Source organism: Burkholderia sp. MSMB1589WGS (genome assembly GCF_001636105.1).
Taxonomy (GTDB): Bacteria; Pseudomonadota; Gammaproteobacteria; order Burkholderiales; family Burkholderiaceae; genus Burkholderia; species Burkholderia humptydooensis.
On the sequence record NZ_LNJT01000006.1, the window covers coordinates 699,782 to 713,455 of the forward strand.

The window sequence follows — 13,674 nt, forward strand, 5'->3', positions numbered from 1 at the left end:
CCGGCCGGGCGAATCGCAACCGCTGAACGACGTGCGACGTGCGCGAAAGCGACAATTCGCACCCGACCCGAGTCGCGCGATCCCGCGCAAACCCGCGAAGCGCCGCGCCGCCGCGCTCACTATGTGCACAACGGCGCGATCGATACTACTTTCGCGCGACGCCGCTGTACGATTCACGCATGATTCAAGCTGACAGACAGGAGACACCCGCCATGAAAATCACCCGCCTCGAAACCTTCGTCGTGCCGCCTCGGTGGCTGTTCCTGAAGATCGAGACCGACGCGGGCATCGTCGGCTGGGGCGAGCCGATCGTCGAAGGCCGCGCGCACACGGTCGAGGCGGCCGTGCACGAACTCGCCGACTACCTCGTCGGCCAGGACCCGCTTCGCATCGAGGACCACTGGCAGGTGATGTACCGCGCGGGCTTCTACCGCGGCGGCCCGATCACGATGAGCGCGATCGCGGGCATCGACCAGGCGCTGTGGGACATCAAGGGAAAGCACCACGATGCGCCGGTGCATGCGCTGCTCGGCGGCCCGGTGCGCGACCGGATCAAGGTGTACTCGTGGATCGGCGGCGACCGGCCGAGCGACGTCGCGAACAACGCGCGCGCGGTCGTCGAGCGCGGCTTCCAGGCGGTGAAGATGAACGGCTCGGAAGAGCTGCAGATCATCGATACGTTCGACCGGGTCGACAAGGTGATCGCGAACGTCGCGGCGGTGCGCGACGCGGTGGGCCCCTACGTCGGCATCGGCGTCGATTTCCACGGCCGCGTGCACAAGCCGATGGCGAAAGTGCTCGCGAAGGAGCTCGATCCGTACAAGCTGATGTTCATCGAGGAGCCCGTGCTGTCGGAGAACGCCGAGGCGCTGCGCGACATCGCGAACCACACGAGCACGCCGATCGCGCTCGGCGAGCGGCTCTACTCGCGCTGGGATTTCAAGCGCATCCTCGAAGGCGGCTACGTCGACATCGTGCAGCCCGACGCGTCGCACGCGGGCGGGATCACCGAGTGCCGGAAAATCGCGGCGCTCGCGGAAAGCTACGACGTCGCGCTCGCGCTGCACTGCCCGCTCGGGCCGATCGCGCTCGCCGCGTGCCTGCAGCTCGACGCGGTCAGCTACAACGCGTTCATTCAGGAGCAGAGCCTCGGCATCCACTACAACCAGGGCAGCGATCTGCTCGACTATCTTCGCAACCCCGAGGTGTTCCGCTACGCGGACGGCTTCGTCGCGATTCCGCAGGGGCCGGGGCTCGGCATCGACGTCGACGAGGAGAAGGTGCGCGAGATGGCGAAGACCGGGCACCGGTGGCGCAATCCGGTGTGGCGGCACGCGGACGGCAGCGTCGCCGAGTGGTGACGATGCGAGCGGTTGATCGGTTGATCGGTTGATCGGTTGATCGGTTGATCGGTTGATCGGTTGATCGGTTGATCGGTTGATCGACTGATCGGCAAATCAGCGGATCGCATTTCGGCGGCGGGCGACACGCCTCGCTGCCGATGGCCGATGCCCACCCGGCCCGCCGCCCCGCCCTCGCTCCAGGCGAGCGCTCCGCGTCAGCCCGCCGCGATCGGCGCGGTGAACGACAGCACCGCCGCCGCGACGAACACGCCGATCATCGCGAGCGCCTCGAGATGCAGCACGTTGCGGAACGTGTGCGCGTCCTCGGTCGATGCGGTGCGGCGCAGCCGCGGCAGCGCCGAGAAGCGATTGAGCGCCGCGAGCACGAGCGCGAGCGCGACGAGCGCGAGTTTGAGCAGCAACACTCGGCCCCACGTGCTGCCGTCGAGCGCGGCGAAATCGCCGCCCGTGCCGCGGATCGTGTTGAGCGCGCCCGTGACGACCACGAACGCGAGCGCCGCGATCGACGCGCCCGACAGCCGCTGCGCGATGCGGATCATCGCGCCGCGCGCGATCGACGAGCCGAGCGCCGGCAGCACGGCCATCCCGCCCGCGATCACGAGCCCGCCCCAGGTGGCCGTCGCGGCGACGTGCACCGTCTGCACGCCGACCGCGGCCGAGAACGCGCCCGAATCGGCCGCGTGCCCGAGCGACGCCTTGCCCGCCGCGACGACGAGCGTCGCGAGCGCGAGGAGCGCGCCCGCGAGCGGGCCGCCCGGCCGCGCGAGCGCGACGACGAACAGCAGCAGCGCGCCGCCGCACAAGACGGCCCACGCATGCCCGACGTGCGTTTGCGCGAGCACGACCGGAATCGCGCCGAACGCGCCGCGCAGGCCCGCGCCGCTCATCGACGCGGCCTGGTAGACGAGCCAGCCGACGTCGGCGAGAACGAGCACGGCCGCCGCGACGGCGAGCGAGCGCAGCGACTGGCGCCACGCGGGATGCGACGGCGCGATCACGCTCTTCGCGCCGTCGTTCGCGAGCCACGCGCCAAGGAGCGCGGAGCCCACCGCGACCGCGAACGCGACGTCGCCGAGCGCGGCGAGCGCCGCCTGGCCGAACCAGAGGCTGTCGAGCTTCATCGCGCACCGCCCGCGCCGCGCGCACCGGATACGGCCCCGACGCGCCGCGCGCGCAAGGCATGAAAGGATCGGCCGTTGTTTTCAGGCAAACAGGAAAAAGAAGACTTCATCGACTCGCATGAAAGGAAAGAAATCGGCGGCGGCGCATCGGCCATCCGCCCCGATGCCGCGCCCCCCGGAAGTGTACGGGCTTCGCCGCCCGCTGCGCAGCTTGTCCGGCATTCGGCCGGGTCCCGAGCGCCATTCGCGCGTCATATTGTCGCAACCCGACCACGGCTTGGAACCGTGCCCTCCGCGTCAAATAGCCGCCATTACCCATCGATGATAGAATTCCGCGTCGCAGCAGCCCGGCTGCCTGCCCCTCGTTAGTTCTTGCCGTCATGCCGAGCCGATCGGAGCCCGGTCAGGTCCCCGACGAATAACAATGGAGTCCCGTGTGTCTTCTAGACGCCTTTTCCGTCCGCTGCTCGCCGTTGTGTTGATGGGCGCAGCGGGCCTTCTGAGCACTGCGCACGCGCAGACCAAGCCCACCGAGCCGGCCGCCGCGAAGGCGCCCCTGAAGGCGCCCGACTCGATGGCGGAGCGCGTGCGCGGCTGTACGGCCTGTCACGGCACGCACGGGCAGGGCACCGACAACGATTACTTCCCGCGTCTGGCAGGCAAGCCGGCCGAGTACCTGTACAACCAGCTCGTGAACTTCCGCGACGGTCGCCGCAAGTACCCGCCGATGAACTATCTGCTCACGTACCTGAGCGACGATTACCTGCGCGAGATCGCCGAGCACTTCTCGGAACAGCGTCCGCCGTACCCGGCGCCGACGAAGCCGACGGCGCCCGCCGCCGTCGTCGAGCGCGGCAAGCAGCTCGCGCTGCACGGCGATCCGGCGCGCAAGCTGCCCGCGTGCGTCGCGTGCCACGGCACCGCGCTGACCGGCATGCAGCCCGCGATTCCAGGTCTCGTCGGCCTGCACAGCGACTACCTGAGCGCGCAGATCGGCGCGTGGCGCTCGGGTACGCGTCATGCAAAGGCGCCCGACTGCATGCACGACGTCGCGAGCAAGCTGTCCGACGAGGACGTGACCGCCGTGACCGCGTGGCTCGCCGCGCAGCCGGCGCCCGCCAACCCCGTGCCGGCCCCGGCCCGCTCGATGAAGACTCCGCTCGCCTGCGGCAGCGAACCGCAATAAGGCAAGGGAGACAGACACAATGAAACGCAAGTCCCTGTTTGCACTCTCGGCTGTCGCGATCGTCGCGGCAGCGGCCCTCGTGCCCGTCCTGTGGCCGGGCAACGACACGCTGCACGGCAATGCCGCCGTCGCCGCGACGCCCGCCGACCAGGCCGCGCTCATCAAGAAGGGCGAATACCTCGCGCGGGTCGGCGACTGTATCGCGTGCCACACCGTGCGCGGCGGCAAGTCGTTCGCGGGCGGCCTGCCGATGGCGACGCCGTTCGGCACGATGTACACCCCGAACATCACGCCGGACGATCAATACGGGATCGGCAAGTGGACGTCGGACGACTTCTACCGCGCGATGCACACGGGCCGCTCGAAGGACGGCAGCCTGCTCTATCCGGGCTTCCCGTTCGCGAGCTACACGAAGGTCACGCGCGCGGATTCGGACGCGATCTACGCGTACCTGCGCTCGGTCGCGCCCGTCAACGCGCCGAGCCGTCCGCACGAGCTGCGCTTCCCGTTCAACAACCGCAACCTGCTGATCGGCTGGCGCACGCTGTTCTTCAAGGAAGGCGAGTACAAGCCGGACCCGACGAAATCGGTCGAATGGAACCGCGGCGCGTATCTCGTCGAAGGCCTCGGCCACTGCTCGATGTGCCACACGTCGATCAACATGATGGGCGGCCCGGTGAGCTCGGCTGCGTTCGCGGGCGGCCTGATCCCGCTGCAGAACTGGTACGCGCCGTCGCTCACGAACGACAAGGAGCTCGGCCTCGGCGACTGGCACGTCCAGGAGCTGTCCGACCTGCTGCAGGCGGGCGTGTCGCACAAGGGCGCGGTGTTCGGCCCGATGGCGGACGTCGTCCACAACAGCCTGCAGTACATGACGGACGAGGACACGCGTGCGATGTCGACTTACCTGAAGTCGATCCCGCAGAAGGCCGAAGCGCCGAAGAACATGCAGTACGAGCCGTCGCAGCAGTACGGCACGACGCTCCTCGAGCACGGCAAGAAGATCTACGCGGACAACTGCGCGACTTGCCACGGCGCGCAGGGCGAAGGCAAGCCGACCGCCTACCCGCCGCTCGCGCAGAATCGTTCGATCATGATGGAATCGGCCGTGAACCCGATCCGCATGGTGCTGAACGGCGGCTATCCGCCGAGCACGCTCAAGAATCCGCGCCCGTACGGGATGCCGCCGTTCGCACAGTCGCTGTCGAACCAGGAAGTCGCGGCGGTCGTCACGTACATCCGGATGTCGTGGGGCAACAACGGTTCGCCGGTTTCACCGCAACAGGTGAGCGACCTGCGTTCCGCGCCGCTCGACTGAGTATCGGGTGACGCTAACGGGGCGCGGCTGCGGGAAACCGCGGCCGCGCCCTTTTGTTTTTCCGGCGACGTCCGCTTTCCGCGCGGGCCGCGCGAGGACGCCGCCTTACCAATAATCAAGAGTTTCTATGTCTTTCGCTTCTCTCGGACTCGCCGAACCGCTCGTGCGGGCCGTCAACGAGCTGGGCTACACGCAGCCCACGCCGATCCAGGCTCAGGCCATTCCCGCCGTGCTGGGCGGCGGCGATCTCCTCGCCGGCGCGCAGACGGGCACCGGCAAGACGGCCGGCTTCACGCTGCCGATCCTGCAACGCCTGCACACGTTCTACGCCGAAAACCGCAGCGCGCGCCGCGCGGTGCGCGCGCTCATCCTCACGCCGACGCGCGAGCTCGCCGCGCAGGTCGAGGAAAGCGTGCGCGCGTACAGCAAGTACGTGAAGCTGCGCTCGGCCGTGATGTTCGGCGGCGTCAGCATCAATCCGCAGATCGATGCGTTGAAGCGCGGCGTCGACATCGTCGTCGCGACACCAGGGCGCCTGCTCGATCACATGCAGCAGAAGACGATCGACGTGTCGAGCCTCGACATCCTCGTGCTCGACGAAGCCGACCGGATGCTCGACATGGGCTTCATTCACGACATCAAGCGCGTGCTCGCGAAGCTGCCGGCGAAGCGCCAGAACCTGCTGTTCTCGGCGACCTTCTCCGACGAGATCAAGTCTCTCGCGGACAGCCTGCTCGATTCGCCCGCGTTGATCGAAGTCGCGCGCCGCAACACGACGGCCGAGACGATCGCGCAGAAGATCCACCCGGTCGATCGCGACCGCAAGCGCGAGCTGCTCACGCATCTGATCCGCGAGCACAACTGGTTCCAGGTGCTCGTGTTCACGCGCACGAAGCACGGCGCGAACCGGCTCGCCGAGCAACTGGCGAAGGACGGCATCAGCGCGATGGCGATCCACGGCAACAAGAGCCAGTCGGCGCGCACGCGCGCGCTGTCCGAGTTCAAGAACAGCACGCTGCAGGTGCTCGTCGCGACCGACATCGCCGCGCGCGGGATCGACATCGATCAATTGCCGCATGTCGTCAACTTCGATCTGCCGAACGTCCCCGAGGACTACGTGCACCGGATCGGCCGCACCGGCCGCGCGGGCGCGAACGGCGAAGCCGTGTCGCTCGTGTGCGTCGACGAGAAGCAGTTGCTGCGCGACATCGAACGGCTGATCAAGCGCGAGATTCCGCAGGAAGTGATTCCGGGCTTCGAGCCGGATCCGAACGCGAAGCCGGAGCCGATCCAGCGGCGCGGGCAGCGCGGCGGAAACGGCGGCGGCAGCAGCGGCGGCGCGGGCAGCGGCGGTCGCGGCAATCGCCCGCCGCGCGCGGCGGGCCAGCCGCAGGCGCAGCAGGGTCAGCCCGCCGCGCGACGCGACGGCGGCGCGCAGGCGAAGCCCGCCAAGCCGCAACAGGCGCGCGGCGGCAGCGGCCGCCCGGCGGGCAACGGCAATTCCGGCAATTCGAACGGCGGCGGCGCGCATGCGAACCGCAACCGTCCATCGCGCAGCGGCCAGCGCGGCCACTGAGCATCGTGCCGGGCGGGCCGCGCGTCGTTCAGCGCCTGAGCTGCGCGATCTGGCGCGCCCAGCGCGCGAGCACGGCCGGCGCGTCGGCTCCGGCGAGCTCGAACGCGATGCCGGACGTCAGGCGCGCATAGCCGACCCGCTGCGCTTCGCCGCCGACGAGCGTGGCCGTGAAGCGCGCAAGCCTGTCGTCGGACGAATCGGACGAATCAAACGAATCAATGTGCAGGCGCGCCTGATGAAATGCGTCGTCCGCGACGAACGCGAGCGTCGCGTCGGGATGCACGGCGAGCGCGCGCGCGGCACGCGACTGCGGCCATAGCGAGAAGCGCAGCGACCGCGCATCGGGCGCATACAGCTCGCCCGCGCTCAGCAGCGTCGTGCGCGGTTGCGGCGGATCGTTGCTGCGATCGACGACGACGAGCGACGCGGTGAAGCCCGCCTTGCCGGCGAGATCGTCGCCGTCGAACAGCGCCAGCGCGGCGCGCGGCCACGCGTCATACGTCGTCCGTTCGAGGGTGCGTCGGTCCGGATCGGTCACGGGGTTCTCTCCTGCTGCGCGTCGCGTCGAGTGAAACCCGCAGCATACCGCGCGACGCGCCGCCGGCATTCAGCGAAAGAACACGTGCTGCGTGAGCTTCGTCAGCGGATAGTGAACGCCCGGCTGGATCTTCGCGGGTAAGTCGAGCGGCTTGAGCAGCATCTTCACGCACATGTCGGCGGAAAGATAGCGCCGCACGAGCGCGTTCACGCGCGCGGTGCGCTCGCGGCAATACGCGGAATCGCCCACGCGGTCCGGATAGCGGATCGCGAACACGTGCCGCAGCGCGATCTCCGAATCCTCGCTCTTGATCTCGAGCACGCGCCGCGTCAGCGCGCCCAGCACCGCGAGCCGGCCATTGCCCTCGATCTTGTTGTACTTCTTGAAGTAGCGGAAGAAATGCTTGTAATGACGGACTTCGTCGGTGCGGATGTTATCGGTGATCTCCTTGAGCACGGGCTCGTCCGAGCACTCGTTGATCGCGCGATAGAGCGTCGCCGTGCCCGTCTCGACGACGCAGCGCGCGACCATCTCGAGCGCGCGCGTCTTCTCGAACGCCTCGACCGAACAGGTTTTCGAATACTCTTCGAAGAAATTCGCGAATGCGAGATCCCAGTCGAATTCGGGCCACACGTGCGCGATATACGCCTTCAGCGCGCGGCCGTGCTGCAATTCCTCGTGTTCCCATTCGGCGTTGAGCCACGCCGACACTTCGGGATCGTCGTCGAAGAATTGGCTCAGATTGCTCGTGTAAAGATCGGAGCCGCTTTCGATGAACGACGCTGCGCACAGCAGCAGCAGCAGATCCTCGTTCGCCGCGGCGCGCTGACGGTCGATGCGCGTCAGGTCGATGTCTTCGATGCGCCAGGGCATCTCTCGCGTGGTATCGGAATCAGCCAGCATGTTTCGCGCTCCCAAACGCTGCTTCGCATCCGGACGGATCGCGCGGCGCTCGGCTCGCGATCCCGCCGCATGCGGCGCGTTGAAATCGGTTATTCGACACGTCCGGCCATCTTAGCCGGACTTTTTTGATCGTGCTTCAAAGCACTGACCTTAACCGGCAATCGCAGTTCCACAGCAATCATCACGCAATATTAGACCCGTAATTCGAAAAGGCGAACGAAATCGAAAGCCTCCTTTGAAATGCCTTTCGATATCGTTTCGCCTGCAACGAACCGCGCGCGCCGTGCGCGCCGGTACGCGTCAAAAGCCCGCCGCGAGGCCGTCGCGCCGGCTGTCGCTCGCCGCGACATAGCCGCGGTCGGGCTCGTCGCGATCGAGCCGCCGGATGAACTGGCCGGCGCCGAAGTCCATGTAGGGATCGTCGATCGCCTGGATCGCATGGCCGCGCGCGGCGAGCGCAGCGACGACGGACGCATCGAGCGTCGCCTCGACGTCGAGCGAAAACGACCGGCTCACCTTCCAGCGCGGCGCGTCGCACGCGGCCTGCGGCTGCTGGCCGTAGCCGAGCATCCGCACGATCGTCTGCAGATGGCCCTGCGGCTGCATGTCGCCGCCCATCACGCCGAAGCTCATCACCGCGTGCCGCACGCCGTCCGCCTGCTGCGTGACGAACGCCGGAATGATCGTGTGGAACGGCCGCTTGCCGCCTTCGACGACGTTCGGCGACGTCGGGTCCATCGAGAACCCGCAGCCGCGGTTCTGCAGCGCAATCCCCGTACCCGGCACGACGAGGCCCGAGCCGAAGCCCATGTAGTTCGACTGGATGAAGCTCACCATCATCCCGCGCTCGTCGGCCGCCGACAGATAGATCGTGCCCCCCGCGCGCGGCAGGCCGAACGAGAAATGCGTCGCGCGATTGACGTCGATCAGCTTCGCGCGCGCGTCGAGATACGCGTCGTCGAGCATCTGCGCGGGCGTGACCGCCATCGCGCGCGGATCGGCGACATGGCGATGGATGTCGGCGAACGCAAGCTTCATCGCCTCGATCTGCACGTGCTGCGCATCCGCCGAATCGAGCGGCAGGTCGTCGAGACCGAAGCGCTCGACGATGCCGAGCGCGATCAGCGCGGCGATCCCCTGCCCGTTCGGCGGGATCTCGTGCACCGTGTAGCCGCGAAAGTCCTTGCCGATCGGCTCGACCCACTCGGGCCGGTACGCGCGCAGGTCGTCGGCCGTCAGCGCGCCGCCGCCGTCGCGAAAGAACGCGGCGATCGACTCGGCGATGCCGCCTTCGTAGAACGCGCGCGCGCCTTCGCCGGCGATCGTGCGCAGCGTCTTCGCGTGGCCCGGCAGTCTAACCAGTTCGCTCACCCCGGGCGCGCGGCCGCGCGGCATGAAGGTTTCCGCGAAGCCCGGCTGGCCGTTCAGATCGGGCACGGCGGCCGCCCACTTGTGCGCGACGATGGCCGCGACCGCATGCCCGCGCTCCGCGAGCTCGATCGCCGGCTCGAGCAGATCGGCGAACGGCAGCGAGCCGAACTTCGCGTGCAGCGCTTCCCAGCCGGCGATCACGCCGGGCACCGTCACCGTGTCCCAGCCGCGCATCGGCTGCCGCGCGAGGCCGTTGCCCGCCTCGCCGTGCCGCCGGCGAAAGTAGTCGACGCTCCATGCGGCGGGCGCGACGCCCGACGCGTTCAGGCCGTGCAGCTTCGCGCCGTCCCAGACGAGCGCGAACGCGTCGCCGCCGAGGCCGCACGACACCGGCTCGACGACGGTGATCGCGGCCGCCGCGGCGATCGTCGCATCGACCGCATTGCCGCCCTTCCACAGCATCCTGAGCCCCGCCTGCGCGGCGAGCGGATGCGATGTCGACACGACGTTGCGCGCGAACACCGGCACGCGCGTGGTCGGATACGGATTGCGCCACGAGAACGGCGCGCCGGACATGTTCGAATGAAGATTCATCGCACGCACACTGTAAACAGGACCGAAACGGACATTCCAGCGCGATTGCGCGGTCCCGACAAATTCATTTATCACATGAATCGATGCATGGACAGCATGAATCGAGTCTAGACCGAGACCGGCGCGAACAGCCCTTACAATGCGGATTGGCCGTCCCCGTTTCCCGTCCCACCGAGTCGAATCGAAATCCGCGAACATGACACGAGACCCCCGCCTCACCCTGAATGCGCGTCAACAGGAATTGCTCGAATGGGTGCAGCGCGACGGCTTCGTCACTGTCGACGATCTCGCCGCCCATTTCAACGTGACGCCGCAGACGATTCGCCGCGACGTCAACTGGCTCGCCGACCTGAACCTGCTGCGCCGCTACCACGGCGGCGCGAGCCTGCCGACGAGCTCGGAGAACGTGTCGTACACCGCGCGCCAGCGGATGTTCCACGACGAGAAGCGCCGGATCGCGGCGCTCGCCGCGTCGCACATCCCCGATCAGGCGTCCCTCTTCATCAACCTCGGCACGACGACCGAGGAAGTCGCGCGCGCGCTGAACCGGCATCGCGGCCTGCGCGTGATCACGAACAACCTGAACGTCGCGAGCATGATGAGCGGCTATCCGGAATGCGAGGTGCTGATCACGGGCGGCATCGTGCGGCCGTGGGACAAGGGCATCGTCGGCGAGCTCGCGATCGACTTCATTCGCCAGTTCAAGGTCGACTACGCGATCATCGGCACGTCGTCGATCGAAAGCGACGGCACGCTGCGCGATTTCGACACGCGCGAGGTGCGCGTCGCCGAGGCGATCATCCAGCATGCGCGCACCGTCTATCTCGTCACCGACCATTCGAAGTTCGGCCGCCCGGCGCTCGTGCGGCAGGGGCATCTGAGTCAGGTCCACGCGCTCTTCACCGACAAGCCGCTGCCCGACGTGATGGCCGAGACGATCGCGCAGGCGGGCACGCAGGTCTACGTCGCCGACTGAGCGGCCACCCGCGCGAACGGCGCCGCGCGATGCTGCGTCGCACCCAAAACTTCAAGTGAAATCAAGAAATTGCCGCATCGGTGCAACCGCCTGAGGATTTCCTTGATGTCAATCAGAAAATTATCGGGGTGCGATTTGTAGATGCCGGCGCGCTTGACTACACTCCAAATCCCCGGCGCGGTTGCGCGCGCGCGCAACCGGGGCGACGTCAATAACGCCAAGGCCGGGACAGCGGCTTTTCCCCCCACGCCTTCCCTTGCTGGGTCACTCGACCGGACATTTGCGCCCGGGACAGTACGGTTGTCATGGAGAGAACGATGCTAAGTCCGCATGAATTCGCCACGCTGTTGCTTGTGAAGGATGCGCCCGACCAAGCCGACATGGACCGCGACGAACTCGACGCGTTGCTCGAGCAGCAACTCGTGAAGCTGGAAGCGCTCGGCTCCGGCAGGAAATACTGCGTCACCGAAATCGGCGACGCGGCCCTGCGATCGATCAAGCTCCGCTATTCGTGATGTTCCGGGCGCAAGGGCGCAGCCCGTGCCAGGCAGCGCCCTTGCGGCCCACTCCTCTCCCGCCTTTCAACCGCCGCGCAGCGACGGGTCCACCGCCGCGCGCCAACTGAGCGCCTGTGCGCGCGCGTCGTTGAGATAGCTCACCCAGCGGCCGCGCTTGGCCGGGTCGGTGCTCGTCCCGAGCACCGCGTGACGTTGCGCGAGTTCGTTTTCGAACGCGCAGAAACGCGCATCGGTCAGCTTGCCGTGGCGCTTCGCGACCCACGCATCGAACACCGCCGAATAGACGGACCGCGCGTCGTCCCCGTAATCGCGCACGTCGCCGCAACCGCGCTGCAGCTCCGCGAACGACGGTCCGCCCCAGCTACCGAATCCGGCCGGTACGCCCGCACATCCGGCCAGCAGCGCGAGCGCGCCGGCCGCGATCATCGTACGCATCAGTATCCCCTCGCTCGTTGGTCAGCCGCCAGTATCGTCCGGGAACGTGCGCGGCGCCACCCGACCCTCAAAAGCGAACTTTACTTTTTCGATTATGTTCGTTAAATTTCGAATACGAACATTTCTGGTTCGCTCATTTTCTGTCATACGAACGTTAGGATCAGCGGGTGACTCAACAGAATCGTTACGATCTGCTCGTCGTCGGCGGCGGAATCAACGGCGCGGGCATCGCGCGCGACGCGGCCGGCCGCGGCCTGTCGGTACTCCTTTGCGAACAGGACGACCTTGCGTCGCACACGTCGTCTTCGAGCACGAAGCTGATCCACGGCGGTCTGCGCTACCTCGAGTACAAGGAATTCGGGCTCGTGCGCAAGGCGCTGCAAGAGCGCGAGACGCTGCTGCGCGCCGCGCCGCACATCATCTGGCCGCTGCGCTTCGTGATGCCGCACATGCCGAACCTGCGCCCCGCGTGGCTCATCCGGATCGGCCTCTTCCTGTACGACCATCTCGCGAAACGCGAGCTGCTGCCCGGCTCGCGCGGCATCGACATGCGCCGTCATCCGGCGGGCGCGCCGCTCGTCGATTCGATCAAGCGCGGCTTCGTCTACTCGGACGGCTGGGTCGACGACGCGCGGCTCGTTGTGCTGAACGCGCTAGACGCGCAGGAGCGCGGCGCGCGCATCCTCACGCGCACGAAGCTCGTATCGGCCGAGCGCCGCGACGGGCAATGGCATGCGAGGCTGCAGCGCGCCGACGGCTCGACGCTCGACGTGCGCGCCCGCGCGGTCGCGAACGCGGCGGGCCCGTGGGTCGGCGAAGTGCTGCACGGCGCGCTCGGCCGCGGCGCACAGCACAGCGTGCGGCTCGTGAAGGGCAGCCACATCGTCACGCGGCGCCTGTTCGATCACGACCACGCGTACATCTTCCAGAATCCGGACAAGCGGATCATCTTCGCGATTCCGTACGAGCACGACTTCACGCTGATCGGCACGACCGACGTCGAGTACCGCGACGATCCGTCGCGCGTCGCGATCGACCGCGACGAAACGCGCTACCTGTGCGAGTCGATCAATCGCTATTTCAAGCGTAAGATCTCGCCCGCCGACGTGTGCTGGACCTATTCGGGCGTGCGCCCGCTCCTCGAGGACGAGAACGCGGACAACCCGTCCGCCGTCACGCGCGACTACCGCCTCGAGCTAGACGGCGGCGATGGCGCGCCGCTCCTGTCGGTGTTCGGCGGCAAGATCACGACGTTCCGCAAGCTCGCCGAAGAGGCGACCGACATGCTGGGCGGCGCGCTCGGCGCGTCGCGCGGCGCATGGACGGCGGGCGTGCCGCTGCCGGGCGGCGACATCGCGAACGCGCGCTTCGCGCCGTTTGCCGAAGCGTTCGCGAAACGTCACCCGTGGCTGCCCGCCGCGCTCGCGCGCCGCTACGCGCGCGCGTACGGCACGCGCGCCGAGCGCGTGATCGGCCAGGCAAAGTCGCTCGCCGGGCTCGGCGCCGAGCTCGCGCCCGGTCTCTACGAAGCGGAATTGCGTTATCTGCGCGACGCCGAATGGGCGAGCTGCGCGGACGACGTGCTGTGGCGGCGTTCGAAGCTCGGCCTGCATGTCGCGCCGGGCACGCTCGAGCACGTGACGGCCGCGCTCGACGCCTGGTTCGGCGCCGCGCGCGAAGCGGCGAGCGCCGCGCACTGACCGGCGCGCACGACGTCGGCAACGACGCGCGACGCACGACGGCAGGGAAGCATCAGGAATGCGCCGCGCCCGCG

Annotated in this window: 13 protein-coding genes; 7 read left to right on the forward strand and 6 right to left on the reverse strand. The window is 67.9% G+C overall.

Going from position 1 to position 13,674, the window contains the following annotated elements; genetic code table 11:
* The first annotated feature begins 212 nt into the window (after positions 1–212).
* Complete coding sequence (gene dgoD, locus WT16_RS05510; protein WP_009911311.1) at positions 213–1,361, forward strand: galactonate dehydratase; 1,149 nt, start codon at positions 213–215, stop codon at positions 1,359–1,361.
* 197 nt (positions 1,362–1,558) lie between these two features.
* On the opposite strand, the gene WT16_RS05515 is transcribed toward dgoD, so the two are convergent.
* Positions 1,559–2,485 (reverse strand): CopD family protein, encoded by a 927-nt coding sequence (locus WT16_RS05515; protein ID WP_015600761.1) that lies wholly within the window; start codon positions 2,483–2,485, stop codon positions 1,559–1,561.
* 81 nt (positions 2,486–2,566) lie between these two features.
* Complete coding sequence (locus WT16_RS34315) at positions 2,567–2,707, reverse strand: hypothetical protein (RefSeq protein WP_167359303.1); 141 nt, start codon at positions 2,705–2,707, stop codon at positions 2,567–2,569.
* A gap of 202 nt (positions 2,708–2,909) precedes the next feature.
* Here WT16_RS34315 and WT16_RS05520 point away from each other — a divergent pair, with 202 nt between their 5' ends.
* The 3 genes from WT16_RS05520 to WT16_RS05530 all read left to right on the forward strand — a co-directional run bounded on the left by WT16_RS05520 (position 2,910) and on the right by WT16_RS05530 (position 6,565).
* The gene (locus tag WT16_RS05520; protein WP_009911308.1) at positions 2,910–3,671 is read left to right on the forward strand and encodes a c-type cytochrome; all 762 of its coding nucleotides are present in this window, start codon (positions 2,910–2,912) and stop codon (positions 3,669–3,671) included.
* Positions 3,672–3,690: 19 nt separating this feature from the next.
* Positions 3,691–4,989: a cytochrome c gene (locus WT16_RS05525; RefSeq protein ID WP_015600703.1), complete on the forward strand. Its 1,299-nt coding sequence runs from the start codon at positions 3,691–3,693 to the stop codon at positions 4,987–4,989.
* A gap of 127 nt (positions 4,990–5,116) precedes the next feature.
* A complete protein-coding gene (locus tag WT16_RS05530; RefSeq protein ID WP_063532863.1) occupies positions 5,117–6,565 on the forward strand; it encodes a DEAD/DEAH box helicase in 1,449 nt (482 codons plus the stop codon).
* Between the two features lie 28 nt (positions 6,566–6,593).
* On the opposite strand, the gene WT16_RS05535 is transcribed toward WT16_RS05530, so the two are convergent.
* The 3 genes from WT16_RS05535 to WT16_RS05545 all read right to left on the reverse strand — a co-directional run bounded on the left by WT16_RS05535 (position 6,594) and on the right by WT16_RS05545 (position 9,953).
* Positions 6,594–7,103, reverse strand: coding sequence for a hypothetical protein (locus WT16_RS05535; protein ID WP_059931202.1), 510 nt, complete (start codon positions 7,101–7,103; stop codon positions 6,594–6,596).
* 69 nt (positions 7,104–7,172) lie between these two features.
* Entirely contained in the window at positions 7,173–8,006 is an 834-nt protein-coding gene (locus WT16_RS05540) for a ferritin-like domain-containing protein (protein WP_063532864.1), read from the reverse strand.
* Between the two features lie 300 nt (positions 8,007–8,306).
* Complete coding sequence (locus WT16_RS05545; protein ID WP_063533066.1) at positions 8,307–9,953, reverse strand: gamma-glutamyltransferase family protein; 1,647 nt, start codon at positions 9,951–9,953, stop codon at positions 8,307–8,309.
* A gap of 214 nt (positions 9,954–10,167) precedes the next feature.
* On the opposite strand from WT16_RS05545, the gene WT16_RS05550 reads away from it, so the two are divergent.
* Entirely contained in the window at positions 10,168–10,947 is a 780-nt protein-coding gene (locus WT16_RS05550; protein ID WP_009911299.1) for a DeoR/GlpR family DNA-binding transcription regulator, read from the forward strand.
* Positions 10,948–11,264: 317 nt separating this feature from the next.
* Positions 11,265–11,462, forward strand: a complete 198-nt coding sequence (locus tag WT16_RS05555) for a phage tail assembly chaperone (RefSeq protein ID WP_009911297.1) — start codon at positions 11,265–11,267, stop codon at positions 11,460–11,462.
* Between the two features lie 66 nt (positions 11,463–11,528).
* Here WT16_RS05555 and WT16_RS05560 read toward each other — a convergent pair whose 3' ends face one another.
* Positions 11,529–11,900 (reverse strand): hypothetical protein, encoded by a 372-nt coding sequence (locus tag WT16_RS05560; protein ID WP_059931200.1) that lies wholly within the window; start codon positions 11,898–11,900, stop codon positions 11,529–11,531.
* A gap of 167 nt (positions 11,901–12,067) precedes the next feature.
* Between WT16_RS05560 and glpD the strand changes: the two genes are divergently transcribed.
* Positions 12,068–13,600, forward strand: a complete 1,533-nt coding sequence (glpD, locus tag WT16_RS05565) for a glycerol-3-phosphate dehydrogenase (protein WP_063532865.1) — start codon at positions 12,068–12,070, stop codon at positions 13,598–13,600.
* Positions 13,601–13,674 lie beyond the last annotated feature (74 nt).

Excerpts from the sequence above, each read along its gene's own strand:
- WT16_RS05540 (WP_063532864.1), bottom strand. The coding sequence starts at position 8,006 with ATGCTGGCTGATTCCGATACCACGCGAGAGATGCCCTGGCGCATCGAA.
- WT16_RS05525 (WP_015600703.1), top strand. The coding sequence starts at position 3,691 with ATGAAACGCAAGTCCCTGTTTGCACTCTCGGCTGTCGCGATCGTCGCG.
- dgoD (WP_009911311.1), top strand. The coding sequence starts at position 213 with ATGAAAATCACCCGCCTCGAAACCTTCGTCGTGCCGCCTCGGTGGCTG.
- WT16_RS05555 (WP_009911297.1), top strand. The coding sequence starts at position 11,265 with ATGCTAAGTCCGCATGAATTCGCCACGCTGTTGCTTGTGAAGGATGCG.
- WT16_RS05550 (WP_009911299.1), top strand. The coding sequence starts at position 10,168 with ATGACACGAGACCCCCGCCTCACCCTGAATGCGCGTCAACAGGAATTG.
- WT16_RS05515 (WP_015600761.1), bottom strand. The coding sequence starts at position 2,485 with ATGAAGCTCGACAGCCTCTGGTTCGGCCAGGCGGCGCTCGCCGCGCTC.
- WT16_RS05530 (WP_063532863.1), top strand. The coding sequence starts at position 5,117 with ATGTCTTTCGCTTCTCTCGGACTCGCCGAACCGCTCGTGCGGGCCGTC.
- WT16_RS05560 (WP_059931200.1), bottom strand. The coding sequence starts at position 11,900 with ATGCGTACGATGATCGCGGCCGGCGCGCTCGCGCTGCTGGCCGGATGT.
- WT16_RS05545 (WP_063533066.1), bottom strand. The coding sequence starts at position 9,953 with ATGTCCGGCGCGCCGTTCTCGTGGCGCAATCCGTATCCGACCACGCGC.
- WT16_RS05520 (WP_009911308.1), top strand. The coding sequence starts at position 2,910 with ATGGAGTCCCGTGTGTCTTCTAGACGCCTTTTCCGTCCGCTGCTCGCC.
- WT16_RS34315 (WP_167359303.1), bottom strand. The coding sequence starts at position 2,707 with ATGCCGGACAAGCTGCGCAGCGGGCGGCGAAGCCCGTACACTTCCGGG.